The sequence below is a fragment of the Vibrio sp. 10N.261.51.F11 genome, assembly GCF_041471665.1.
Lineage (GTDB): Bacteria > Pseudomonadota > Gammaproteobacteria > Enterobacterales > Vibrionaceae > Vibrio > Vibrio crassostreae_C.
This window is the reverse complement of sequence record NZ_JBFROW010000055.1, coordinates 18,574-42,412: the sequence shown is the minus strand read 5'-3', so window position 1 is coordinate 42,412 and position 23,839 is coordinate 18,574. Positions and strand designations below refer to the sequence as shown.

The window sequence follows — 23,839 nt, the reverse complement described above, 5'->3', positions numbered from 1 at the left end:
ACTGAGCTAGTATCGCATTATAAAAGGTCTTTCACCTTTCGATTACCGCTTTCGCCGTAACCTACAAATTGGAGCGATACATCGGGTTCGAACCGATGACCTCAACCTTGGCAAGGTTGCGCTCTACCAACTGAGCTAGTATCGCAATCTGAAAACGTCTTTCTCCGTTCAGGGCTGCGAATTATAAGAGCATTTTTTTGTGATGCAAGTCCTTAATGCAAAATTACGAAACTTTTTACTCAACTGCTGTAAAAGCACACAGATTTGCAAAAAAAACGGCTCTTATGTCCCTGAAAAGTTAGATAAACGTGATCATTTTATTCGACTAGATGTTAATAATCGTTTTTCGGTAGTACTGCAGCTCGGCGATCGACTCTCGAATATCGTCTAACGCAAGGTGACTTCCCGACTTAGAAAAACCATCTAACACTTCAGGTTTCCAACGACGAGTCAGCTCTTTCAGAGTGCTTACGTCAACATAGCGGTAGTGGAAGTACTCTTCTAACTCTGGCATGTGCTTGTATAGGAAACGGCGGTCTTGACCAATGCTGTTGCCACAAATTGGTGACTTACCTTTTGGTACCCATTTTTCAAGAAACTCAATCGTTTGTTGGATGGCATCTTGCTCTGAAACCGTGCTTTCTTGAATTCGCTTCACGAGGCCGCTGCCAGTGTGAGTCGTTGTGCACCACTCATCCATCTTGTCCAATTCACTCTGAGGTTGGTGAATAGCCAAAACAGGTCCTTCAGCCAGGATGTTAAGCTCACTATCAGTAACGATAGTAGCAATTTCAATGATTTTATGAGTTTCAGGATCAAGTCCTGTCATCTCTAGATCAACCCAAATAAGGTTCTGATCGCTAAAGGACATAAGGCGTCGCCTATTTGTTTATGTGTAAAAGAGGTACTATACCCAAATAACTATACTCAAACTAGCTTTAGGACCATCGAAATCACGTGGTACCAGCAACATCCTGTTTGAGTCCCCAATCATCAAGTTAGATGTGTTAAGTGAAAAATTGTGGCTAAAAAAAAGAAGTTAACCAAAGGTCAAGTACGTCGTGTACGTAGCAACCAGAACAAGCGACTCAAGAAAGAAGATTCTATCCAATGGGATGAGAACATGCTTGGCGGAACCAAAAGCGGACTCGTGATTACGCGCTTTGGCCAACATGCTGATATCGAAGATCTTGAAACTAACGAAGTTCATCGTTGTAACTTACGCCGTAGTATCGAGACTTTAGTTTCTGGTGACCGAGTGACTTGGCGCGCAGGCTTAGAATCAATGGCCGGTATTTCTGGCGTTGTGGAAGCGGTTGAGCCGAGAACTTCAATGCTGACTCGCCCTGATTACTACGATGGCCTAAAGCCAGTAGCTGCGAACGTCGACCAAATGGTTATCGTATCGGCTGTGCTACCAGAGCTATCACTTAATATTATCGACCGTTACCTAATTGCTTCAGAAACGGTAAACATCGCGCCGCTTGTTGTACTGAACAAGGTCGATCTACTGACTGATGAGCAGATTGCTGAATACCGTGAAACACTTAAAGAGTACGAGAAGATCGGCTATAAAGTGATGTTCGTGAGTAAAGAGTCTGGCTACGGCATCAAAGAGCTGGAAGCTGAACTCAAAGACCGTATCAACATCTTTGTTGGTCAATCGGGTGTGGGTAAATCAAGCCTAGTGAATGCATTAATGCCTACGCTAGACATTGAAGAAGGCGAAGTCTCTGAGAACTCAGGTCTTGGTCAGCACACAACCACGGCAGCTCGTTTATACCACTTCCCTTCTGGTGGTGATCTGATTGATTCACCAGGAGTGCGTGAATTCGGCCTATGGCACCTAGAGGCCGACGAAATCACTGAAGCCTTTATCGAGTTCAAGCCTTACCTTGGCGGTTGTAAGTTCCGTGACTGTAAACACATTGATGACCCAGGCTGCATCCTGCGCGAAGCGGTAGAAAACGGAAAGATCAGTCGATTACGTTTCGACAACTACCACCGCATCATTGAAAGCATGGCGAGTAACAAAGATAACCGTCAGTATTCACGCAACAAAAAAGCCGATCTCTAATCGCGTTTTTGTGAACAAATGTGTGCATTTACTGACAATTGGCGCGAATTTAAGTAACATCTCGCGCCCTAAACCGTCATCGACAGATTTAATTGAAAAACAATTAGCATTGGAAAATTAATACAATGGATAAGATTAAAGTTGGATTGCAGTACTGGATTCCACAACATGGATTAACTCGCCTAGTCGGCAAACTTGCGTCTGCTAAAGCGGGCGGCTTAACGACAGCGATCATCAACTGGTTCATCAAGCAATACAAAGTGAACATGGATGAAGCTCTGCATAGCGATCCAAAACACTTTAAAACATTCAATGAATTCTTCGTGCGTGAATTGAAAGAAGGCATGCGTCCTATCGCTGAAGGTGAGTCTGTTATTGTTCACCCTGCAGATGCACGTGTGAGCCAATTTGGCCCAATTACTGACGGTCAACTGATTCAAGCGAAAGGCCATAACTACTCAGCTCGCGAGCTATTGGGTGGTGATGCTGCGCTAGCGGATGAATTTAAAGACGGTGAATTCGCAACGCTTTACCTGTCTCCAAGTGATTACCACCGCGTGCACATGCCATGCGACGGCACACTGCGCCAGATGATCTACGTTCCAGGTGACCTTTTCTCAGTTAACCCGTTAACGGCAGAAAACGTTCCAAACCTATTCGCACGTAATGAGCGTGTCGTTTGTATCTTCGATACGGAATTTGGCCCAATGGCACAAGTGCTGGTTGGCGCAACGATCGTAGGTAGCATCGAGCAAGTATGGGCAGGTACCATCACCCCACCTCGTGGTAACTCGGTTTACAAATGGGATTACCCTGCACAAGGTGACAAAGCAATCATCTTGAAGAAAGGCGAAGAGATGGGCCGCTTTAAGCTTGGTTCAACCGTTATCAACCTGTTCGCTAAAGATGCGATCAAGTTTGACGACACTATGCAAAATGGCGAGAAAACGGTTCTTGGTACACCTTTCGCGCACATTGCTGGCAAAGAAGCGCAAGCAAATGACGATGTTGTTACCGATTCTGCTGAGAACACTGACCAAGCTTAACAATTTGAGTTAACTCATTTAAGCTTTCAAGGCGCGTTACTTTTTCTATTTCAGAGAAGAACGCGCCTTTTTCTTAACTCTACCGATTCATTTGCTACTCAAGCTCTAACAACTCAATCTTTCAAACCCTGCCCAGCCACCTGCTGCTTCTCACTCTTGTCTCTAATTGCCCAGATAAAAGATTGACCAAAAACAAAACAACTGTCGAAACCTTAAACAACTTTTTGATTTTCCAACCCGTCTCCAAGTACCAGAAATCCAGATAACTTACTCTATTTGAAGATATTTTATTTATAGGGTCTTTGTACATGCCTAAACTCAATGTTGGCGTTCTGGTCAAGCTGTTGATTTGTTTTGCGATTCCCTTAGGCGTGTTATTCATGCCGATAGATTCAATACCAATCGATGATCTCACGCTGATTCAACACCGCCTGTTGGCGATATTCTTATTAGCAGCCCTGCTGTGGGTGCTTGAACCTGTTCCGGTATTCGCCACTTCCATTTTGATCATTGCGCTTGAACTGGTGATGATATCTGACAAAGGTTTACACCTATTTAGAAATCCACCAGCGGGGCACGATCTCGGTGAGTTAATCAAATATACCGACATCTTCGGTGCATTTTCGTCACCGATCATCATCCTTTTCATGGGTGGTTTTGCTCTTGCGATATCCGCATCCAAGTATGAACTCGATAACAACCTAGCTCGAGTGCTACTTAAACCATTTGGTACAGAACCGCGCTTCATTATGCTCGGCTTAATGCTGATCACCGCCGTGTTCTCAATGTTCATGTCAAATACCGCAACGACGGTAATGATGCTTGCACTGCTCGGCCCTATCGTGGCATCTGCACCAAAAGGCGATATGGGTATCAAAGCGCTCGTGTTGTGTATTCCAATTGCTGCCAATACTGGCGGTATCGCAACCCCAATCGGTACACCGCCCAATGCCATCGCGCTGCAATACCTAACGGGTGAAAATACCATCGACTTCCTCAGCTGGATGATGATGGGCTTACCCTTTGTGATCATCCAACTCACCATCGCTTGGTTTCTTCTACAAAAACTCTTCCCTTCTAAAGAAAGAAACATGGTGCTCAAGCTTGATGGACAATTTAGAAAGAGCTGGCGAGCGATTGTGGTTTACATCACCTTCGCTGCGACAATCTTATTGTGGATGACCACCAAACTGCACGGCATGAACACCTATGTCGTGTCTATCATTCCACTGGCTGTGTTTACGCTCACTGGCATCATGGGCAAAGAAGAACTCAAGCTGATTAACTGGGATGTGTTGTGGCTGGTCGCAGGTGGTATTGCGATTGGTATTGGCTTAGATAAAACAGGCTTAGCCGCTGCACTCGCACACGCAATTGACTATGAATCGCTCTCACCTGCAGCTGTGGTACTGACATTGTCTATCGTGTGTTGGTTAATGGCGAACTTCATGTCAAACACTGCGACGGCCAACTTGCTGATGCCGATAGCCGCTGCAATTGGTGCTTCCATGGAAAGCCTAGTTGCGATTGGTGGTCTGCAAGGCTTGCTGGTTGTGGTCGCCTTCTCTGCGTCACTTGGCATGATTCTGCCAGTATCGACACCACCAAACTCACTGGCCTACTCGACCGGGCTTATCGAAAGCAAAGACATGGCGAAGATGGGCATCATCTTAGGTGTTGTCGGCTTGCTGATGGTTTACCTCGCCCTGTTTATCATCACCTAGCACGTTAATCCCTACTAATGCCCTTCCAGATAGTAATCACGTCTTTGCTATCTGGAAGGTTTAGTGCATATTGAATCCCCCACTTCTACATTTTGACACGGACGTACACTTCAATGGGATTCGAATGGCTGGCTCTTGCTGCCGCTTTTCTTTGGGCTATCGCGAGCCTGATGTCAGTAAAGCCTGCTCAACACTTAGGTTCTTTCGCCTATAGCCGTTGGCGCATGGGTTGCACTGCTATCATCTTATCGAGCATGGCTTGGTTTACTGGTGGCTGGTCAACGGTCGAAGCAGACCTAGTCACGCCGATGATGCTGTCTGGGCTAATTGGCATCTTCATTGGTGATACCGCCCTATTTGCCTGTTTGAACAGAATGGGACCGCGCCAAGCAGGTTTGCTGTTCTCTTGTCACGCCGTGTTCTCGGCAATTCTTGGTTACTTCCTATTTAGCGAAAGTATGACTTCGGTTGAGCTGATTGGCTCGGCTTTGGTGTTCAGTGGTGTATTAACCGCGATATTCTTTGGTCGTCGAGGACAAGCCAACAACCAACTCGAAACCATCAAGGGCACCGTGTGGATTGGTGTAGCTCTCGGAATCACAGCGGCTATCTGCCAAGCCTTGGGCGGTATTATTGCAAAACCCGTGATGCAAACCAGCATAGACCCTGTTGCCGCTTCAGCGATTCGTATGATCACCGCTTTTGTTGCTCACTCCGCATTTCGTCTAACTGGCGCTAAGCTCTCACGCGCAATTAACCCGATGAATGGTCAAATATTCGCGATTACCGCAGTGAACGGCTTTCTTGCTATGGCGGTGGGAATGACGCTGATCTTGTATGCACTGCAAGAAGGAAATGTCGGCATGGTTGCTCTGTTGTCTTCAACCACACCTATCATGTTGTTACCAATACTTTGGCTGTACACCAAACAGAGACCAAATGCCTACGCTTGGATCGGTGCCATTGTTGCCGTAGTGGGTACTGGTATTCTAGTCAGCTAGCTAGTGAAGTTAATTGGCAGCTGATTGGAAACTGAGAGTGAATAGCTAATGACTATTCACTCTCAGTAAAAACAAAAGCAAAAAGTTAAGAACGTGGGAAAGGAAAAGCCGTCACGTCATCGATGTGGTCATAACCTAACGCCAGCATGATCAGACGATCAATACCTAAAGCAACACCCGCACAGTCTGGTAAGCCCGCTTTTAATGCCTCAATCAAGTGATGGTCAATCGGTTGAGGCGATAAGCCCATCTCAATACGTTTGGCATTGTCATCTTCAAAGCGCTTGAGCTGCTCTTGTGGTTTATCTAGCTCATGGAAGCCGTTTGCTAACTCGATGCCTTTGAAATACACCTCAAAGCGATCCGCCACTCGCGAATCCTCAGGATTAATCTTAGCCAATGCCGCTTGTGAAGCCGGAAAGTCATAAACAAACGCAGGGACTTGTTGCCCTATTTTGGCTTCAACCCCAATACTAAACAGCAACTGCAGCAAGGTATCACGATCTTCTTCAGGGTCAGCTATATCGCTGAGCCCAAGTTTTGCTGCGGCTTGCTTTAGCGTAGCCATCGAATCTTCCAGGGGACACACACCTAACACGTCAATAAAGGCTTGTTGGTAAGTCATTCGCTCTGCTGAGCCCGATTTAAGTACCTGCTGTAACAGCAAATCCATTTCATCCATCAGGTCATGGTGATCAAAGCCAACGCGATACCACTCCAACATGGTGAACTCAGGGTTGTGGTAACGGCCATTTTCTTCATTCCGGAAAGACTTACAAATTTGATAAATACAGCCACTGCCGGCCGCTAATAGACGTTTCATATGAAACTCAGGGCTAGTCATAAAGAATAGAGGCTGACCGTGCGCATAACCCGGCCCTACGAATTCAGTTTTGAAAGTATGCAAATGCACGTCCGTCACCGTGGCGTGGCTCATCGCAGGCGTATCCACTTCCATCACGTTTCGCTCAGCAAAGAACTGACGAATTTGATTAAGGATATCAGCACGTTGCTTTAACTGTTTAATGGTTGCGGCCGGTTGCCATGTAGAGTGCATTATTGAGTTCCATATTACTGAATTCTAGGCGACGAAAATTACCACCTTTCATCGCTTTTGTAAGCTTCTATCTTTCTATTCGTGAAAGCAAAATGTTGTTTTAATGAAGCCAGAAAATTACGTTCTACAATACAATTATCAATACAGATTTCACATCAACATTGATAACAAAAATCATACTCAACAAGCCGTTAACACCCGTCCTGTGGGTTAATCGTTATCAACGATTCATTGCCGTGATTGCAGTCACATAACCTATAATTTCTATGCCTCCATATGCATTACCGACCTAAAAACCCAAATGCATCAACTTTTCGAATACCGTCCTCTCTTACACTGAACCTACCACTTAAGGCTTAGGGGCGCTAAATGGTTCCTACGATTTAGAACCTCCTAAATAGGCTTTTTATAATTACAAGCGGAATACTCCGCATCACACTGGAGAATAACTGTGAAGACAATTACCACAGATATCGCAGTCATCGGCGCAGGCGGCGCTGGTCTTCGTACAGCTATTGCTGCGGCTGAAGCTAATCCTGAACTGGAAGTAGCACTGATTTCTAAAGTTTACCCAATGCGTTCGCACACGGTAGCGGCAGAAGGCGGTTCAGCAGCAGTAATTAAAGACGAAGATAGCTTAGATAACCACTTCAACGATACTGTTGGCGGTGGCGACTGGCTATGTGAACAGGATGTTGTTGAATACTTTGTTGAAAACTCGACTCGCGAAATGATCCAAATGGAACAATGGGGCTGCCCATGGAGTCGTAAAGAAAACGGTGAAGTAAACGTACGCCGATTCGGCGGTATGAAGGTAGAGAGAACGTGGTTCGCAGCGGATAAAACCGGCTTCCACATGCTTCATACTCTGTTCCAGACTTCGATGAAGTACGACACAATCAAACGATTTGATGAGTACTTTGTGGTGGACCTTCTCGTAGAAAACCAGAGCGGCGTTGAAGATGGCGAAGTACAAGGCCTAATCGCGATTCACATGTCTGAAGGTGAACTTGTTACGATCAAAGCGAAATCTGTTGTGTTAGCAACCGGTGGCGCAGGTCGTGTTTACCACTGCAATACCAACGGCGGCATCGTAACGGGCGACGGTATGGCAATGGCTTATCGCCACGGTGTGCCACTGCGTGATATGGAGTTCGTTCAATACCACCCAACAGGCCTACCGGGCACTGGCATCTTGATGACCGAAGGTTGTCGTGGTGAAGGCGGTATCATCGTCAACAAGAACGGCTACCGTTACCTACAAGATTACGGCATGGGCCCTGAAACTCCAGTGGGCGAGCCGAAGAACAAATACATGGAACTGGGTCCTCGTGACAAAGTTTCTCAAGCATTCTGGCACGAGCAGCAGAAAGGCAACACCATCAAGCACCCACTTGGTGATGTCGTACACCTTGACCTTCGCCACCTTGGTGAAGAGTACCTGCAAGAGCGTCTTCCGTTCATCTGTGAGCTTGCAAAAGCGTACGTAAACGTCGACCCAGCAAAAGAGCCAATCCCGATTCGCCCGACCGTTCACTACACCATGGGTGGTATTGAAACTAACGGTACCTGTGAAACTCGCATTAAAGGCCTATTCGCTGTTGGTGAATGTGCTTCAGTTGGTCTGCACGGTGCAAACCGTCTAGGTTCTAACTCTCTGGCTGAGTTCGTAGTGTTTGGCCGCGTAGCCGGTGAACAAGCCGTGAAACGCGCTGCTGAATTCAAAGGCTGGAACGAAGAGTCTATTGCTAAGCAAGTTAAAGCAGTTGAAGATCGCATCGCAGGCATCTTGGCTCAAGAAGGCGATGAGAACTGGGCTGATATCCGTACTGAAATGGGTCACACCATGGAAGCGGGTTGTGGTATCTACCGTCAAGAAGACTTGATGCAAGAAACCATCGACAAAATCACTGAACTGAAAGCTCGCTACAAGAAGATCAGCATTAAAGACAAAGGCAAAGTGTTCAACACTGACCTACTTTACGCTATCGAAGTGGGTTACGGCCTTGAAGTTGCAGAAGCGATGGTTCACTCAGCGATTCTTCGTAAAGAGTCTCGCGGTGCACACCAACGTCTAGACGACAACTGCACAGAACGTGATGACGTGAACTTCCTGAAACACTCTCTATCTTTCTACAACGAAGATGCAGCACCAACCATCGACTACAGCGGCGTTAAGATCACCAAATCTCAACCTAAAGCTCGTCTGTACGGTGAAGCTGCAGAGAAAGCCGCTGCCGCTGAAAAAGCAGCAGAAGAGAATGCTAAGAAGAGCGAAGAGGAGCAAGCATAATGTCAGCGAATCGAATCCAAAAAATTGAAATCCTGCGTTATGACCCTGAGCACGATGCAGAACCTCACTTTCAAACCTTTGAAGTTCCGTTTGATGAAACCATGTCAGTACTTGATGCGATCGGTTACATCAAAGACAACCTAGATAAAGACCTGTCTTACCGTTGGTCTTGTCGTATGGCGATTTGTGGTTCTTGCGGCATCATGGTTGATGGCGTGCCAAAACTGGCATGTAAGAGCTTCTTACGTGATTACCCGAATGGCTTCAAGATTGAGCCTTTGGCTAACTTCCCAATCGAAAAAGATTTGATTGTCGACATGACACCGTTCATCGAACGCCTTGAAGCAATCAAGCCTTACATCATTGGTAACGACCGTAAGCCAGAAGACGGCACGAACATCCAAACTCCAGAGCAAATGGCGAAATACAAGCAGTTCGCTGGCTGCATCAACTGTGGTTTGTGTTACGCAGCATGTCCTCAGTTTGGTCTAAACCCTGAGTTCATCGGCCCTGCGGCACTTGCTCTTGCTCACCGATACAACCTAGATAGCCGTGACAATGGTAAAGCTGAACGTATGAAGCTTATCAATGGCGACAATGGCGCTTGGGGCTGTACGTTTGTAGGTTACTGTTCTGACGTATGTCCGAAGAAAGTAGACCCAGCGGCTGCAGTAAACCAAGGTAAAGTTGAGTCTTCAATGGACTTCGTTATTTCGATGTTCAAGCCAGACGGATCGCAAGTAAAAACAGCAGAGGAGGCATAATATGAGCAATCGTAAGCCTTATGTTCGTGAGATGAAGAGAACGTGGTGGAGCAACCATCCGTTCTACCGCTTCTACATGCTACGTGAAGCGACTGTACTGCCTTTGATTCTATTCACTCTGTTCCTAACCTTCGGTTTGGGTGCACTAGTGAAAGGGCCTGAAGCTTGGGCTGGTTGGTTGAGCTTTATGGCTAACCCTATCGTCGTTGGTATCAACATCGTGGCACTGCTAGGCAGCTTGCTGCACGCTCAAACCTTCTTCAGCATGATGCCTCAAGTAATGCCAATCCGTCTTAAAGGCAAATTGGTTGATAAAAAAATCATCGTACTGACCCAGTGGGCAGCGGTGGCTTTTATTTCTTTAATCGTTCTTGTTGTGGTGTAAGGAGCTTTCGTTATGAACACAAATTACAAAGTAAAACCTGTTAACCACAACCCACAACGCTCTGATGAGCCAATCTGGTGGGGCCTATTTGGCGCTGGCGGTACTTGGTTTGCGATGATCACACCAATCACGGTTCTAGTGTTAGGTATCTTAGTGCCAATGGGCATTATCGATGCGGACGCAATGAGCTACGAGCGTGTGTCTGAATTCGCCACCAGCATTATCGGTGCGCTATTCATCATCGGTACGCTAGCACTGCCAATGTGGCACGCAATGCACCGTCTTCACCACGGCATGCACGACCTTAAGTTCCATGTCGGCGTTGCAGGTAAAGTGGGCTGCTACTTCGTTGCAGGCCTAATCAGCGCGTTGTCTGTTATTTTCATCTTTATGATCTAAAAGCAGATACGGGATTCGAGTAATCGAGTAATCGAGTATCGAAGAGCTTAAGAGCAGAAAAACGAAAGCAGAGCTAGGTTATCCAGCTCTGCTTTTTTGTTATTTGTTGAATATCTTATCTCTCTGACTCGGCTCTGATCTTCCTGCTTTTCGTATCTCGCATCTCGTTCACACATATCTGCTCTTCCAGCTCTTCGTATCTCGCATCCCGCATCTCGTTTACGCGAATCTGATCTTGGGATACAAAAAAAGGCCGCCTAAGCGACCTTTTTCAGATACTTGAAGTCAATTACTTCACACGACCAACGTATTCGCCAGTACGAGTATCAACTTTAACAACTTCACCGATAGCGATGAATAGAGGTACGCGAACTACCGCGCCTGTTGCTAGAGTTGCAGGCTTACCGCCAGTACCTTGTGTGTCGCCCTTAAGGCCAGGATCGGTTTCTGTTACTGCGATCTCAACAAAGTTTGGTGGAGTTACTGTGATAGGGTTATCATTCCACAACGTTAGAGTACATACGTCGTTTTCAACTAACCATTTAGAAGTCTCGCCTACTGCTTTTGCATCAGCAGCGATTTGCTCGAATGTTTCGTTGTTCATGAAGTGGTAGAATTCGCCATCGCTGTATAGGTAGCCTAGTTCAACGTCTACAACGTCCGCTAGTTCTACTGTATCGCCTGACTTAAATGTTTTCTCTAACACTTTGCCTGACAGCAGTTTACGAAGTTTAACACGGTTAAACGCTTGGCCTTTACCTGGCTTAACGTATTCATTTTCGATAATTGAGCAAGGCTCATTATCTAACATGAATTTTAAACCGCCTTTGAATTCATTGGTGCTTACTGACGCCATGATTTTCTCTTCCACATCTTTGAGTTAATTTCAATGCCGCATATCATAACCCGAAAAGTCGAATCTGTTGAGCAAAACTGGCTCAAACAACTATCGAATGCGATCTCTGACCCGACAAAACTGCTTGAGGCATTGGAAATAGACCCAACACCGTGGCAAGCAGGCTTCGCTGCTCGTGAGTTATTTGCACTTCGGGTACCTCTTAGCTTTGTCGAACGAATGGAAAAAGGCAACCCACACGATCCATTGCTACGACAGGTTTTACCGCTAAGCGAAGAGTTTGAGGTACACCAAGGCTATTCCGCCGATCCTTTGGAAGAACAAGAAAATGCAATTCCGGGCTTACTGCACAAATACAAAAATCGTGCATTGATGATTGTAAAAGGCGGTTGTGCGATTAACTGCCGCTACTGCTTTCGTCGTCACTTCCCTTACCAAGATAACAAGGGCTCGAAGTCGGTTTGGCAAACCAGTCTCGACTATGTGGCGGCTCACCCAGAGATCAACGAAGTTATCTTGTCAGGTGGTGATCCACTGATGGCAAAAGATAGCGAACTCGAATGGCTGATCAATGCCATCGAACAGATTCCACATGTAAAGACCGCTCGAATTCATAGCCGATTACCGGTTGTGATTCCCGCTCGAGTAACGGATGAACTATGCCAATTGTTAGCTCAAACTCGCCTTAATGTGGTGATGGTGAGCCATATTAACCATGCCAACGAAATTAACTTAGAGCTCAAACAAGCTTTCCACAAGCTTAAGTTAAGTGGTGCTACTCTGCTCAACCAAGGCGTGATGCTTAAAGGCGTAAACAACAGCGCTAACTCATTGAAAGAATTAAGCGAAAAGCTATTCGACGCCGGTATTTCACCTTACTATATGCATGTACTTGATAAGGTTCAGGGCGCAGCGCACTTCTATATTTCAGATGAAGAGGCGAAGCATCACTTTAAAGGATTAATCTCTGAGGTTTCTGGCTACCTAGTACCTAAATTAACCCGTGAGATTGGCGGACGCAGCAGCAAGACACCGCTCGACCTACACATTGAATAGAGAAGTTGTATCAATGAAACACAATACCTCAGTTGCTCCACCAGCAACCACATCTCAACCAGCGCTTAGGTTCAGCTCAAGAGGTTTCACCATCATCGAGCTGGTCGTGGTGATCGTGATTCTAGGTATTGTGTCGGTCACTGCAGCTTCTAAGTTCCTCAACCTTCAAACCGATGCTCGTATCTCGACATTAAACGGCCTTAAAGGCGGAATGGAGGGCGCAAGTGCTATGCTTTATGGTAAGACATCAGCATTGGGCTTAGATAAAGCAGCTAGCGCATCGATTAATGTTGAGGGTGACAATATCTCAGTGGTCTATGGTTATCCTGCAGCGATGAACGATCAAACTTGGTCAATGCTTGTCGAATCCACGTTCTTGGATGCGGTTTGGGATACGGGTAGAGCTGACTGGTTCTTTACCAACACTGACGCGAACGATGGCATTATTCTTTATGCGCCTTCGAGCCGAAAAAATCAGGCAGATAACTGTTATCTTGAGTACCAAGAAGCGACAGAGACCACGACACCAGCCTTCACCTTAACAACAAGCGGCTGCTAGGTTTTAAGTAATCTTTATCAATCGTTAAGACAAAAAGTTTTTGTTCGATCGTCCGGTCTATTATTAGCATACTCGGCTCTATTCTAAATTTTTAGGAGGGGTGATATGTCACAATTTATAGAACAAACTCTCAACCTTGCCCCCTTTAGCTGGGCAGGCCTCGCTGCATGCATGCTGTGTGGTTCTTTAATCGGAATCGAAAGGCAAACACGCGGTAAACCCGTCGGAATCCGAACGTCGATTCTGATCATCAGTGGTACCTACTTCTTCCTTACGATGGCGATTAGCCTATCCCCCAACACGCTCGATCAGGCCCGTGTACTTGGTCAGATCATTACGGGTGTTGGATTCCTTGGTGCAGGGGTCATGATGACATTGGATGGCAAGATTCATGGCGTGACTTCAGCTGCGATTATCTGGGTACTCGCTGCATTAGGGATGATGATTGCCTTAGGGCACCTTTCTCAGTCTGTCATCATCACGCTAATGGCGCTGGTTATCCTACTTGGTGTCGACAAAGTGGAAAATAGCTTCCAGAGCCTACGCCGTGGTGTGCATCAGAAGTGGATGAGAAAAGGCCGCGTGAAGAAGTAACCTCAACCTGAAACAGACATTAAAAAGGCCTAGTCACACGACTAGGTCTTTGTGTATCCAACTAATTAATACACCTGAATACACACCTGGTTCTTACCTGCAGCCTTGGCCTTATAAAGCTGCTCATCAGACGAACGAATGCTCTGGTTTTCCCACAAGTGCCCTACGCTGTCGAACTTATACAGAGAGTAGAGCGTCGCGCCACCAGACACTGAGATACTAATCTTGTCACCCGTAGGGCATCGATAACTCTGTAGGCTAATGTCGTTTTGAATTCGCTCAAAGATCGATGAAAGCAACTCAGACGATTCACCCGTAATCGCGACAACAAACTCTTCGCCACCAAATCGAGCCACGATATCTTGCTGTCTAACGCTGTTCAGCATCAACCGAGCAACATGGCAAATCACCTCGTCCCCCACTTTATGGCCATGCTGATCATTAACGACTTTGAAATCATCGATATCAAACACGCCAACACCAATAATCGGCTCTTCATCTTGCGCCAGTAATCGAGCCTCAAAACCACGTCGATTCAGCAAGCCCGTTAATGGGTCGCGCATTGCTAGCTCATTTAAACGCTGGTGCTCTTGTCTTGTATAGAAGCGCCATAGCCATAAAACCGAGAGCAGATACAAAACCAACAGTATCGAAAGCTGAATCTTCTCCATCTCCAATACATGCAGAAAGTGCTCGCTCTTATCTTCTTCAATACTCAGATATAGCTGGGTGTTAATATCATCAACATAGAGAGGCTTGGAATAAGTAAAGTCCATAAACCCGTACTTGTTTGCGCCTCGAGTACTGGTGACTTTATAACCATGGGTAGGGTTCGATACTAGGTTAGAGACATAGCCATCGACACCCAATACCCCTTTAAACTCACCATTAACGTAGATCCCTTTGGTTAAGGTCACCACTTTCTGACCTGTCAGGTAGTCATCATATTGGCCGGTATACACCACTTGGTCTTGCCCTTGAGCTAAGCCAAAGCGAATCGTGTTCACCCAATAAGGCCTGCTATTCACAACCGAATCAAAGGTGTCGCCCTTAATGTAACTGGCAAAATCAGAAGGCGAAGAGATAATGAATTTCTCTTTTGAAATGAAATAAATCGCAGAGATGGTATCAATGGTATTGGCAAAATAAGCCATGGTCGGCGCGATGAACAGGCGTTTACCCGCTTCGGTATAAAGGTCCGATTCCGGGTTGCACATCTCGCGAGGGCCAGAGAACATAAAATCAAAACGAGGGGCATGTTGCTCCTCACTGGTGAAGTAACACGTCTCACCCTCGATCTTTTTGTCATGCGAGAATACGTAGGTATCCCCATGCAGTGGATAAAGCGCAGTGATGTTGTACTCAAGCGCATTTATGATCTGTGTGAGCTCCGCTAAAGAGCGTGTTACGCCTTGGTTTTCCATTCCATACTGTTTATCTGATTCTTCCGCTGAATCAACGAGCAACAAGCTCAAAACTACTAAAAAACTGGCGGTCAGGCCTAAGAAAGCCCTTTTAAAATCGACGGTATGGTGGTTAATCAAAGCATATAAATCATCATTAGGGATTTATCGCACATTGTACCTATAAATTCAAACATCGCAACAACAAATATAAAACAACATGCTTATTGGGTAATTTGAGAAGTTTATCGTGGAAGTAGAATTGAATGTAATAACGCCCAAACAAGGGTTTAGGCGTTGATAGGCTTAGTCTTTAATCGCGTATGCGTAACTAAAAGCTAATGCATTAACTGAACGTTGCTCGCCAATGGGAGAACCAAAGGCTAAACGACAGCGTTATTTAGCAAAGTTTACAATCGGGAAGCACGGGAAGAAACCGTTGTCAGCACAGTTGATCAGACCAACTTGTACGCCTTCGATTTTGTTGGTTTTGTTGAAGATACCAACCTGAACCGTAGACACTTCTGAAAGGTTCGCTGCACCAACATCAACCATAGTGTTACCTTCTGAGTAGTTTACAAAACTCACGTTCGCGCCTTTCACATCATTAGTAATGTTCACAGCACCCAGGTTAACACCGGTTGTTTTACCCGTATTCCAGTTGAAGAAACCCAGAGATGCACCGGTCATTTCTTGGTTCACTTTTGATGCACCAAAAATACCAAGGTTCACACCTGTGGTCGTTTGCGTCTCAGACATACCAACAACGGCAAGATCGACACCTTTAAGGTCGTTTACTTGTCCGTGAAGCAGAGCCAAACGCACACCGCCAACCGCATCTGAATCAGGTGCGTTGAAACCGTTAATCGTTGAAAACATAACAGGCGAAGAAGCAAATGCTGCCGGTGCCATTACTGCTGCCGACACAGCAAGTACTGAAAGTAGTTTTTTCATTGGGGAGTCTCCACTGACTTATTGTTCACTTGATTAATCCATTTTTAATCAAGCATTTATTGTCCTTTATTCAACAGCTACCCATGTTAAATCAATGTAATAACTGTACTGTTGAATATAAGCCGCTAAATCATAAAGAGCAATGGTTAAGAGCAGATGCGGGATTCGAGTGAACGAGATGCGAAAAGCAAAAAAAACAGAGACCGAAACCTCCGCTCTAACGCTTATTATTCCAAACAAAAATCTAGGCGAGAAAATCAACATGTTTCACAAGCTTATAGCCCACACACTTATTGCCGCATCTAAAGCGATGTCATCCTAAAAAATTTATTGATAAAAGCTCAACAGACCTCAGGTATTCAAAAACTAATGTTCGTAAAATTCTGAAAATAAACTAAATTCTAATATAGGAATAGAACGATATGAAACAGTGGGAATAGCATGGTTAAGGAACCTACGAATAAACAGACCATTAAAGCAATTATTTCGCGTGGTTTTTTGGCTATCGTGTTATTTTTAGGCCTCTATATCTATGTTAGCCATGCTCTGAAGAACAAAGAGCAGGACATGATTAATCTCCAGCTCAGTCTTTCTGAAGCTTATAGCGTTATGCTCTCTGTCAGACGACAAGAGCAGCAGTTTGTTTCCACAAGGCAACCAGAGATTCAAGAACAACTCAATATAAAGCGAAGTCAGCTGATCGAAAAGCTGGCTGAGATCGATGGGAAAATCGTACGAAGCGACCTCAATATTTCTTTTAATTATGCCAAAGTTGTCGAGTATCTCGACGAGTACCACACCGCCTTTACATTATTAGCCCTTGAGTTAGTCAGCATACATGGCAAGAGGGACCAAATTGGGCTCATTGAGAAACTAAAAAATGCAGCGTTGACACTTGAGCGCTTCGTACATGAATCCAATAATGTGCAGCTTGAAGAATTGACTTTAGAAACACAAGATCTCATGTATCAGTTCTTTACCGATTTTGATCAGACAACATTAGATAAGATTGTCGATTCATTGTTCAAAATCCAAGATGAAATAGAACAGAATTCCCGAACGATCAGTGCATTAGCTTCGTTTAATAATTTTAAACGCCACTTTTGGCGATTGCAGCGAGGGTTAAAGAGTGTCGGGTACAGCTCTGATAGCGGCCTCAAAGGAGAACTCACCAGCAGTATTTATCATGTTGAAGATGAGCTCAACTTACTTTTCACCGAAACACCCAAGCAGATCGCAGAGAGCCTGACGCAGATAAAGTCGTACAGCTACTTATCGACAGCCGCATTAGGAGGGGTGACGTTACTGGTGCTGCTTTATGTTGTGTGGCGTGCCAGTCAACTTGAAACTCAATTGATTGTTTCACAAGAGAAAGCACGACAAGCAAACCGTGCAAAAAGTGCCTTTCTTGCCAATATGTCTCATGAGATACGGACACCGCTTAATGGCGTGATTGGTATGTCAGAAATACTGGCAGAAACCAAACTATCCGCAGAACAGAAAGACTGCCTTGGGACTATCTATACCTCTTCTCAAACCTTACTTATGTTGATCAACGATGTTCTCGATCTGTCCAAAATTGAATCGGGTAAACTGGAAATTAATCCACATACGACAGACTTAAGAGAGCTGCTGTTTGATAGCGTGACTCTGATTTCTTCTAAAGCTTATCAAAAGCAGATTAAGTTGGAAGTTGAAATTGATGGCGAGCTCCCAGAGTACATTCATGTTGATGGGAATAAAATTCGCCAAGTGTTGATGAATTTAGCCTCAAATGCGATCAAATTTACAGAACAAGGCTCTATCGTATTCACCGCTAAACGGCTTCCATCATTGGAAACAGAGTGTGTGGTCGAGTTTTCTGTTCGAGATACGGGTATTGGTATCGCAGCAGACCAACAAGAGCACATTTTCAAAGCGTTTTGCCAAGAAGATACCAACATCACCTCCAATATTGCGGGGACCGGATTAGGGCTTAGTATTTCGTCACGTATGGTGGAAATGATGGGAGGCTCGATAAACGTTGAGTCAGAGAAAGATGTGGGAAGTTGCTTTCATTTCCAATTAACCGTAGTGCCATCAGATCATTCTGAACATAAAAATCGTAAACAAACCGTTGTCTATTATTCAGATGCGCCATCGAAACTTTTACTCGATGACTTGTTCCGCCTTGGTTACTCACCACAACTAAAATCAATCGAAACAAACTTGGCGGCAACTGACCTCCCAGAGATCGCTTTGATGGAAGATATTAACCAAGCCAAAACACTGCATCGCTTAGCACCAGAGGAGAAAATCATCATAGTGAAAGATAATCTTAGTGATCCTATGAGTGAGTGTCATTTTATCTCAGGCTATGTGACTCTTCCTATGCTCGGTTCCCGCTTAAGTAGCATGTTGAACTCCGTGCTTGAAAGGTCACAGCCACAACCCCCTCAACATCAACCTGAGCCGATAGAAGCGACTGTACGTCAAAAAGTCCTCGTAGTTGAAGATAACCGCGTAAACCAGAAGGTGGTATGTATCAATTTAGATAAGTTAGGGATTGAATATTGGGTTGCCAATGATGGACAAGAAGCGATTGATTTATATAAAGGGCATCATCAAGACATCGGCCTTATCTTGATGGACTGCATGATGCCGAATGTAGATGGCTTTGAGGCAACAGAGCGAATCAGGCGCTATGAAGAAAACCTGCAACTTCAGGCAACACATATCCTCGCTTTAACGGCATCCGTGCTCGATGATGATATTAAACGTTGCTTCGAGTGTGGAATGAACGATTATCTTCCAAAACCATTTAAGCGTGACATGATGCTGCAAAAAATTGATGAACAACAGTTTACGCACAAGGCAGGCTGACCAAGGAGCTTTGGGGAAAAGGGTGATGGTGAAGCTGAAATACAGATACGGGATGCGAATAAATAAGGCTTAAGAGCAAAAAAACGGAGACCGAAGTCTCCGTTTTCTAAAGCTTATGTGTGACTTTCTCTGCTATAGAGAAAGGGGGATGATGTAGGGTAGCAGCGACGCATTACTGCGACACCGCCCCCTAAGAACCGTACGTGCGAGTTTCCCCGCATACGGCTCAAGCCTTTATAAGCACCTACCTAAGTAAATGCCAGCAACTCAAACATGTAATTGCCTATGACAATTAATATGCAACATCATAAGATTTTCGCTATTGTCCGAACCACCATCGACTCGTCGAATGATATGGTGAACATCCCATTCATCTTCAGAGGCAAACTGCCGGTGGCATACCGCACACTGGAAACCCTGCCTTTCGGCAATCTTCCAAAGCTTCATGTTACCTGATAAAGATTTCTTCAATCTTCTGATCGTCAAACTTTCAAAATATTGCTCATCTTCTGGTAAGTAACAATTCGCTAATGCCTTAATCTTTACATGCTTGTCGATTTTCACTCTCGATGCGTAAAGCAAACGGTAGTAGCCATCTTCCTCTTTTGGTCTTGGTGCACTGAATACCCAATTCCTATCCCCTACTGACTTAAAGTATTTATCTTTAATCCAGCGTTTTCGGCGATTAGAATGGATACGTCGACACCAACGCCAAAGCATCTTCCAGATTCGGTAATCTACATACTTGAATGTCTCACTAGCACAGATCCAACGATGGTAATTACACCACCCTCTGATCATCGGGTTCAACTTGGCAATGATTGCACTCGCTGGAGCCGTTTTGTGACTATCGAGATAATCTTTTATGTTTTTCAAAAAGACTTTCACATTCTTTTTCGCAGGCTTGATTAACATCTTGCCTTTGTATTTCCGAACGTTCTGCCCTAGGAAATCAAACCCATTCTCTATATGTGTGATTAATGTTTTTTCCTTCGACAGTTCTAACCCACGATCCGCCATAAAGGCTTCAACTATTGGCAGTACTTCTTGCTCTAACAACTCTTTCGAGATGCCAGTGATGACGAAGTCGTCAGCATATCGCACATAGTTAACCTTAGTTTTATAACTAGCTTTGGTGTTTTTCTTCCCGAAATGAGATTCCAGCACCGCATCTAGCCCGTCTAAAGCCATATTCGCAAGTACAGGAGAAATAATTCCTCCTTGCGGTGTACCTGCTTCTGTTGGATTCCAACTTCCAGATTCCATAAATCCGGATTTAAGCCACTTCTTGAGTATCACTTTATCCATAGGGATATTAGCGATTAACCAATCGTGACTAATGAAATCAAAACACCCTTTAATATCCCCCTCTAATACCCATTGGGCACTACTCTTGCGACTGAGGTTTACGAAACATTGTTCAATAGCATCAGCACAATTGCGGTGAGGACGAAATCCATAGCTATGTCTGTCCGCTTTGGTTTCCGATACAGGTTCTAGCGCTAACAGGTGCAGTGCCTGCATTGCTCTATCACGCATGGTCGGTATTCCTAGCGGACGTTCTTTACCATTAGATTTAGGAATGTAAACCCTCCTTAACGGCATTGGCTTGTAGCCTTTACTCGTTAGAGATTGAATAGCATCCCATTTCAAAGTTGGTGTATTCCAAAGTACTTTGTCGACACCTGATGTTTTCTTTCCACGGTTTTCGGTTACCCGTTTTACCGCTATCGCTTTGGCAGAAAAAGAGCGTATTAACATGCGCTGTAGCTTTTTAATTTGCCTGTTATCGCCGTGTTTAGTTGCCTTCGCAATCCGTACTTGTAGCTTCTTTACTCTTTGATGGCATAGCTTCCAATTAATGGTTTGCCAGCTATCGTTCGAGTATGAGAATGCAGGTAGACACTGTGCCTTACTCATCTTGCTTTCCTCATGGTGGATCCCCCATGTGGAGTGAAGATAGATCTCCCCTAAGGGTGAAGTATCATTCACCCTTAGGGGGACAAGTATCAACCAGCGAACGAAGTTCGCTAGTCATCCTTCGGCTTTACAAGCCTTCTTACGATTAAAGACCTAATGGAAGTCTGCACTCTTTCGAGTTGAGGCAAAGTCTGAACCTCTATCTTGGCGATTACAGCCAAGCATTCGCTTTATCCATCGCTCCCATACCCACTCATCCAACAGCTCCCCTTACGGGTTACCTGCCTCGAGGGCGAATAATTGGGCTTACCAAGTTCCTGTATTTGTACAATTAGTTACTTAGGTTCTACCTATTCAACGGTGGCACAACAGTAGCGTAATCCCAGATGTAAAAGGAATAACCTGTCCACATACCTTTTGGTCAGAGCGCCTTGCAGTAATCAACCTAGATTGATTGCTACAAACAAAGACATTTCGCTCGTCGCGGCTGACGTTGTTTATCAGTAGTTCACATACGTTAACCTTATAACCAAGCCTAGCCTCTCAATCGGTCGTCATTACCGATATCTGTATTATTTGCTCGCGCAAACGACACACCTTTTCAGGGAGTACATTGTCAGGAAGCTTCGCACCAATCCGTTACCAGATTCGCACTATCCCTAGGCTACTACTTGCTACAAAGTAGGTCTTATCACTCAAACTGTTGTTGAGAGTAAGACAATACAAACACAAGCTTCAGTCAATTGACTGTTGAAGCACCTCTTCTTGTTCTGTCAGTGAGGAGTACTCACTTTCAGCTAAGAAGCCAAGAGCTGCAGTTTATGAGGGCATGCCAAACCATTGGCATGTCGGTCCCATGTCTTTCCTTTTTAAAGGCAGTTTCCTGCGCGTTGGTGCCAAAGATTATTACTTTGAATGCACATCGGCATAGTTAACTAAGAGGCAGCACGCTGCCTCTGACATATTTCCGTTTCGAAGACCCTTTCGGGTATGGAGGTTGGGTGAGAGGAACTCTAGGCAGAGCGTTATCATTACATCCTCGGAGTTGATAACTAGGGCGGTTATATCCAACGATATTTCCGCCCACCTCAGTACATTATCCTGAGGAACAGTCAATGCGACCCTTGTCGCACTACATCATGCCGCCCATGCCACCCATACCGCCCATGCCACCCATATCAGGCATTGCAGGGCCAGAATCTTGTGGCTTATCAGTGATCATCGCTTCTGTTGTGATCATAAGACCAGCAACTGACGCTGCGAACTGAAGTGCAGAGCGAGTTACCTTAGTTGGATCTAGGATACCCATTGCAATCATGTCGCCGTATTCGCCAGTCGCCGCGTTGTAACCGTAGTTACCTTCGCCAGCACGAACGTTGTTAGCAACAACAGATTCTTCATCACCTGCGTTCTTCGTGATTTGACGGATAGGCGCTTCCATTGCACGTAGTGCAACACGGATACCGACGTTTTGCTCTTCGTTGTCGCCTTCAAGGCCAGCAACTTTAGATGCAGCGCGGATAAGTGCAACACCACCACCAGCAACCACACCTTCTTCAACGGCAGCGCGAGTTGCGTGAAGTGCATCTTCAACGCGGTCTTTCTTCTCTTTCATCTCAACTTCAGTTGCAGCGCCTACTTTGATTACTGCAACACCGCCAGCTAGCTTAGCTACGCGCTCTTGAAGTTTCTCTTTGTCGTAGTCAGACGTTGCATCTTCGATTTGTTGACGGATTTGAGAAACACGACCTTGGATCATTGTTTCTTCGCCCGCGCCATCGATGATGGTTGAGTTTTCTTTAGTGATAGTTACACGCTTAGCTTGACCTAGGTCTTCTAGCGTTACTTTCTCTAGGTCTAGGCCGATCTCTTCAGAGATAACCGTACCGCCAGTTAGGATAGCGATGTCTTGCAGCATAGACTTACGACGGTCACCGAAACCAGGCGCTTTAACAGCAGCCACTTTAACGATGCCACGCATGTTGTTCACAACTAGAGTTGCAAGCGCTTCGCCTTCTACATCTTCAGCGATGATAAGAAGTGGACGAGATGCCTTAGCAACCGCTTCTAGAGTCGGAAGAAGTTCACGGATGTTCGAAACTTTCTTGTCGATAAGAAGAATGAATGGGCTTTCTAGATCAACAGAACCCGCTTCTTGGTTGTTGATGAAGTAAGGAGATAGGTAACCACGGTCGAACTGCATACCTTCAACTACGTCTAGCTCGTCTTGTAGAGCCTGACCTTCTTCAACCGTGATTACGCCATCACGACCTACTTTTTCCATCGCTTCAGCAATGATGTTACCTACTGTCGAATCAGAGTTCGCAGAGATAGTACCTACTTGCGCGATAGCTTTTGTATCTGCACATGGAACAGAAAGGCCTTTTAGCTCTTCAACTGCAGCGATAACTGCTTTGTCGATACCGCGCTTAAGATCCATTGGATTCATGCCAGCAGCAACGGCTTTTAAGCCTTCAGTGATGATTGCTTGAGCAAGAACTGTTGCTGTAGTCGTACCGTCGCCCGCCGCGTCATTCGCTTGCGAAGCCACTTCTTTAACCATTTGCGCGCCCATGTTTTGGAACTTGTCTTCAAGTTCGATTTCACGTGCAACTGAAACACCATCTTTAGTGATAGTCGGTGCGCCAAATGATTTGTCTAAAACAACGTTACGGCCTTTAGGACCTAGTGTTACTTTTACTGCGTCAGCCAGAACGTTTACACCTTCTAGCATTTTAATACGTGCGTCATTACCAAATTTAACGTCTTTAGCAGCCATCTTAATTTCCTTTCAAATTCTTTGTTTCGGGGCGTCTCAGCGTTATCGCGTCATTCTGAACAGTGAGGGACGAACGTGATTCAGAATCTACTCAAATCGCACTCTGTTTA

At 45.3% G+C, this 23,839-nt stretch carries 19 protein-coding genes and 1 tRNA gene; 12 read left to right on the top strand and 8 right to left on the bottom strand.

Annotated features, from left to right (window positions below; all coding sequences use genetic code 11):
- Positions 1 to 69: 69 nt before the first annotated feature.
- A tRNA-Gly gene (locus tag AB4351_RS17000) sits at positions 70 to 145 on the bottom strand.
- A gap of 180 nt (positions 146 to 325) precedes the next feature.
- Positions 326 to 871 (bottom strand): oligoribonuclease, encoded by a 546-nt coding sequence (orn, locus tag AB4351_RS16995; protein ID WP_010434065.1) that lies wholly within the window; start codon positions 869 to 871, stop codon positions 326 to 328.
- Positions 872 to 1,021: 150 nt separating this feature from the next.
- Here orn and rsgA point away from each other — a divergent pair, with 150 nt between their 5' ends.
- The 4 genes from rsgA to AB4351_RS16975 all read left to right on the top strand — a co-directional run bounded on the left by rsgA (position 1,022) and on the right by AB4351_RS16975 (position 5,848).
- Positions 1,022 to 2,077 carry a small ribosomal subunit biogenesis GTPase RsgA gene (gene rsgA / locus AB4351_RS16990; protein ID WP_017061306.1) on the top strand — a complete coding sequence of 352 codons (1,056 nt, stop codon included), beginning with the start codon at positions 1,022 to 1,024 and terminating at the stop codon, positions 2,075 to 2,077.
- A 125-nt stretch (positions 2,078 to 2,202) separates the two neighbouring features.
- Entirely contained in the window at positions 2,203 to 3,123 is a 921-nt protein-coding gene (gene asd, locus AB4351_RS16985) for an archaetidylserine decarboxylase (protein ID WP_017063172.1), read from the top strand.
- A 308-nt stretch (positions 3,124 to 3,431) separates the two neighbouring features.
- The gene (locus AB4351_RS16980) at positions 3,432 to 4,847 is read left to right on the top strand and encodes a DASS family sodium-coupled anion symporter (protein WP_372126668.1); all 1,416 of its coding nucleotides are present in this window, start codon (positions 3,432 to 3,434) and stop codon (positions 4,845 to 4,847) included.
- Positions 4,848 to 4,960: 113 nt separating this feature from the next.
- Entirely contained in the window at positions 4,961 to 5,848 is an 888-nt protein-coding gene (locus AB4351_RS16975; RefSeq protein WP_017071213.1) for a DMT family transporter, read from the top strand.
- A gap of 85 nt (positions 5,849 to 5,933) precedes the next feature.
- On the opposite strand, the gene epmA is transcribed toward AB4351_RS16975, so the two are convergent.
- Complete coding sequence (gene epmA, locus AB4351_RS16970) at positions 5,934 to 6,905, bottom strand: elongation factor P--(R)-beta-lysine ligase (RefSeq protein ID WP_017071212.1); 972 nt, start codon at positions 6,903 to 6,905, stop codon at positions 5,934 to 5,936.
- A gap of 451 nt (positions 6,906 to 7,356) precedes the next feature.
- On the opposite strand from epmA, the gene frdA reads away from it, so the two are divergent.
- From frdA to frdD, 4 genes are read left to right on the top strand one after another with little or no spacing between them, the layout of a single operon-like run.
- Positions 7,357 to 9,198 carry a fumarate reductase (quinol) flavoprotein subunit gene (gene frdA / locus AB4351_RS16965; protein ID WP_372126666.1) on the top strand — a complete coding sequence of 614 codons (1,842 nt, stop codon included), beginning with the start codon at positions 7,357 to 7,359 and terminating at the stop codon, positions 9,196 to 9,198.
- Positions 9,198 to 9,962: a succinate dehydrogenase/fumarate reductase iron-sulfur subunit gene (locus tag AB4351_RS16960; protein ID WP_009847917.1), complete on the top strand. Its 765-nt coding sequence runs from the start codon at positions 9,198 to 9,200 to the stop codon at positions 9,960 to 9,962. The genes frdA and AB4351_RS16960 overlap by 1 nt, the downstream gene beginning before the upstream one ends.
- Before the next feature lies 1 nt (position 9,963).
- The gene (gene frdC / locus AB4351_RS16955; RefSeq protein ID WP_017061300.1) at positions 9,964 to 10,347 is read left to right on the top strand and encodes a fumarate reductase subunit FrdC; all 384 of its coding nucleotides are present in this window, start codon (positions 9,964 to 9,966) and stop codon (positions 10,345 to 10,347) included.
- 12 nt (positions 10,348 to 10,359) lie between these two features.
- Positions 10,360 to 10,746: a fumarate reductase subunit FrdD gene (frdD, locus tag AB4351_RS16950; RefSeq protein WP_017063167.1), complete on the top strand. Its 387-nt coding sequence runs from the start codon at positions 10,360 to 10,362 to the stop codon at positions 10,744 to 10,746.
- A gap of 289 nt (positions 10,747 to 11,035) precedes the next feature.
- On the opposite strand, the gene efp is transcribed toward frdD, so the two are convergent.
- Positions 11,036 to 11,602, bottom strand: coding sequence for an elongation factor P (gene efp, locus AB4351_RS16945; RefSeq protein WP_372126664.1), 567 nt, complete (start codon positions 11,600 to 11,602; stop codon positions 11,036 to 11,038).
- Between the two features lie 33 nt (positions 11,603 to 11,635).
- Here efp and epmB point away from each other — a divergent pair, with 33 nt between their 5' ends.
- From epmB to AB4351_RS16930, 3 genes are all read left to right on the top strand, one after another.
- The gene (gene epmB / locus AB4351_RS16940) at positions 11,636 to 12,658 is read left to right on the top strand and encodes an EF-P beta-lysylation protein EpmB (protein ID WP_372126662.1); all 1,023 of its coding nucleotides are present in this window, start codon (positions 11,636 to 11,638) and stop codon (positions 12,656 to 12,658) included.
- Positions 12,659 to 12,671: 13 nt separating this feature from the next.
- The gene (locus AB4351_RS16935) at positions 12,672 to 13,217 is read left to right on the top strand and encodes a prepilin-type N-terminal cleavage/methylation domain-containing protein (RefSeq protein WP_372126660.1); all 546 of its coding nucleotides are present in this window, start codon (positions 12,672 to 12,674) and stop codon (positions 13,215 to 13,217) included.
- Between the two features lie 105 nt (positions 13,218 to 13,322).
- On the top strand, positions 13,323 to 13,811 hold the full coding sequence (locus AB4351_RS16930) for an MgtC/SapB family protein (RefSeq protein WP_004733333.1): 489 nt from the start codon (positions 13,323 to 13,325) through the stop codon (positions 13,809 to 13,811).
- Between the two features lie 65 nt (positions 13,812 to 13,876).
- Here AB4351_RS16930 and AB4351_RS16925 read toward each other — a convergent pair whose 3' ends face one another.
- Positions 13,877 to 15,355 (bottom strand): diguanylate cyclase, encoded by a 1,479-nt coding sequence (locus tag AB4351_RS16925; protein ID WP_372126658.1) that lies wholly within the window; start codon positions 15,353 to 15,355, stop codon positions 13,877 to 13,879.
- A 255-nt stretch (positions 15,356 to 15,610) separates the two neighbouring features.
- The gene (locus AB4351_RS16920; protein ID WP_017068001.1) at positions 15,611 to 16,168 is read right to left on the bottom strand and encodes a VC2662 family protein; all 558 of its coding nucleotides are present in this window, start codon (positions 16,166 to 16,168) and stop codon (positions 15,611 to 15,613) included.
- A 441-nt stretch (positions 16,169 to 16,609) separates the two neighbouring features.
- Here AB4351_RS16920 and AB4351_RS16915 point away from each other — a divergent pair, with 441 nt between their 5' ends.
- Positions 16,610 to 19,030: an ATP-binding protein gene (locus AB4351_RS16915; RefSeq protein WP_372126656.1), complete on the top strand. Its 2,421-nt coding sequence runs from the start codon at positions 16,610 to 16,612 to the stop codon at positions 19,028 to 19,030.
- 267 nt (positions 19,031 to 19,297) lie between these two features.
- Here AB4351_RS16915 and ltrA read toward each other — a convergent pair whose 3' ends face one another.
- Both ltrA and groL read right to left on the bottom strand, forming a co-directional pair.
- Positions 19,298 to 20,950 carry a group II intron reverse transcriptase/maturase gene (ltrA, locus tag AB4351_RS16910; RefSeq protein ID WP_108156761.1) on the bottom strand — a complete coding sequence of 551 codons (1,653 nt, stop codon included), beginning with the start codon at positions 20,948 to 20,950 and terminating at the stop codon, positions 19,298 to 19,300.
- 1,132 nt (positions 20,951 to 22,082) lie between these two features.
- A complete protein-coding gene (gene groL / locus AB4351_RS16905) occupies positions 22,083 to 23,729 on the bottom strand; it encodes a chaperonin GroEL (protein WP_017061290.1) in 1,647 nt (548 codons plus the stop codon).
- Between the last annotated feature and the right edge of the window lie 110 nt (positions 23,730 to 23,839).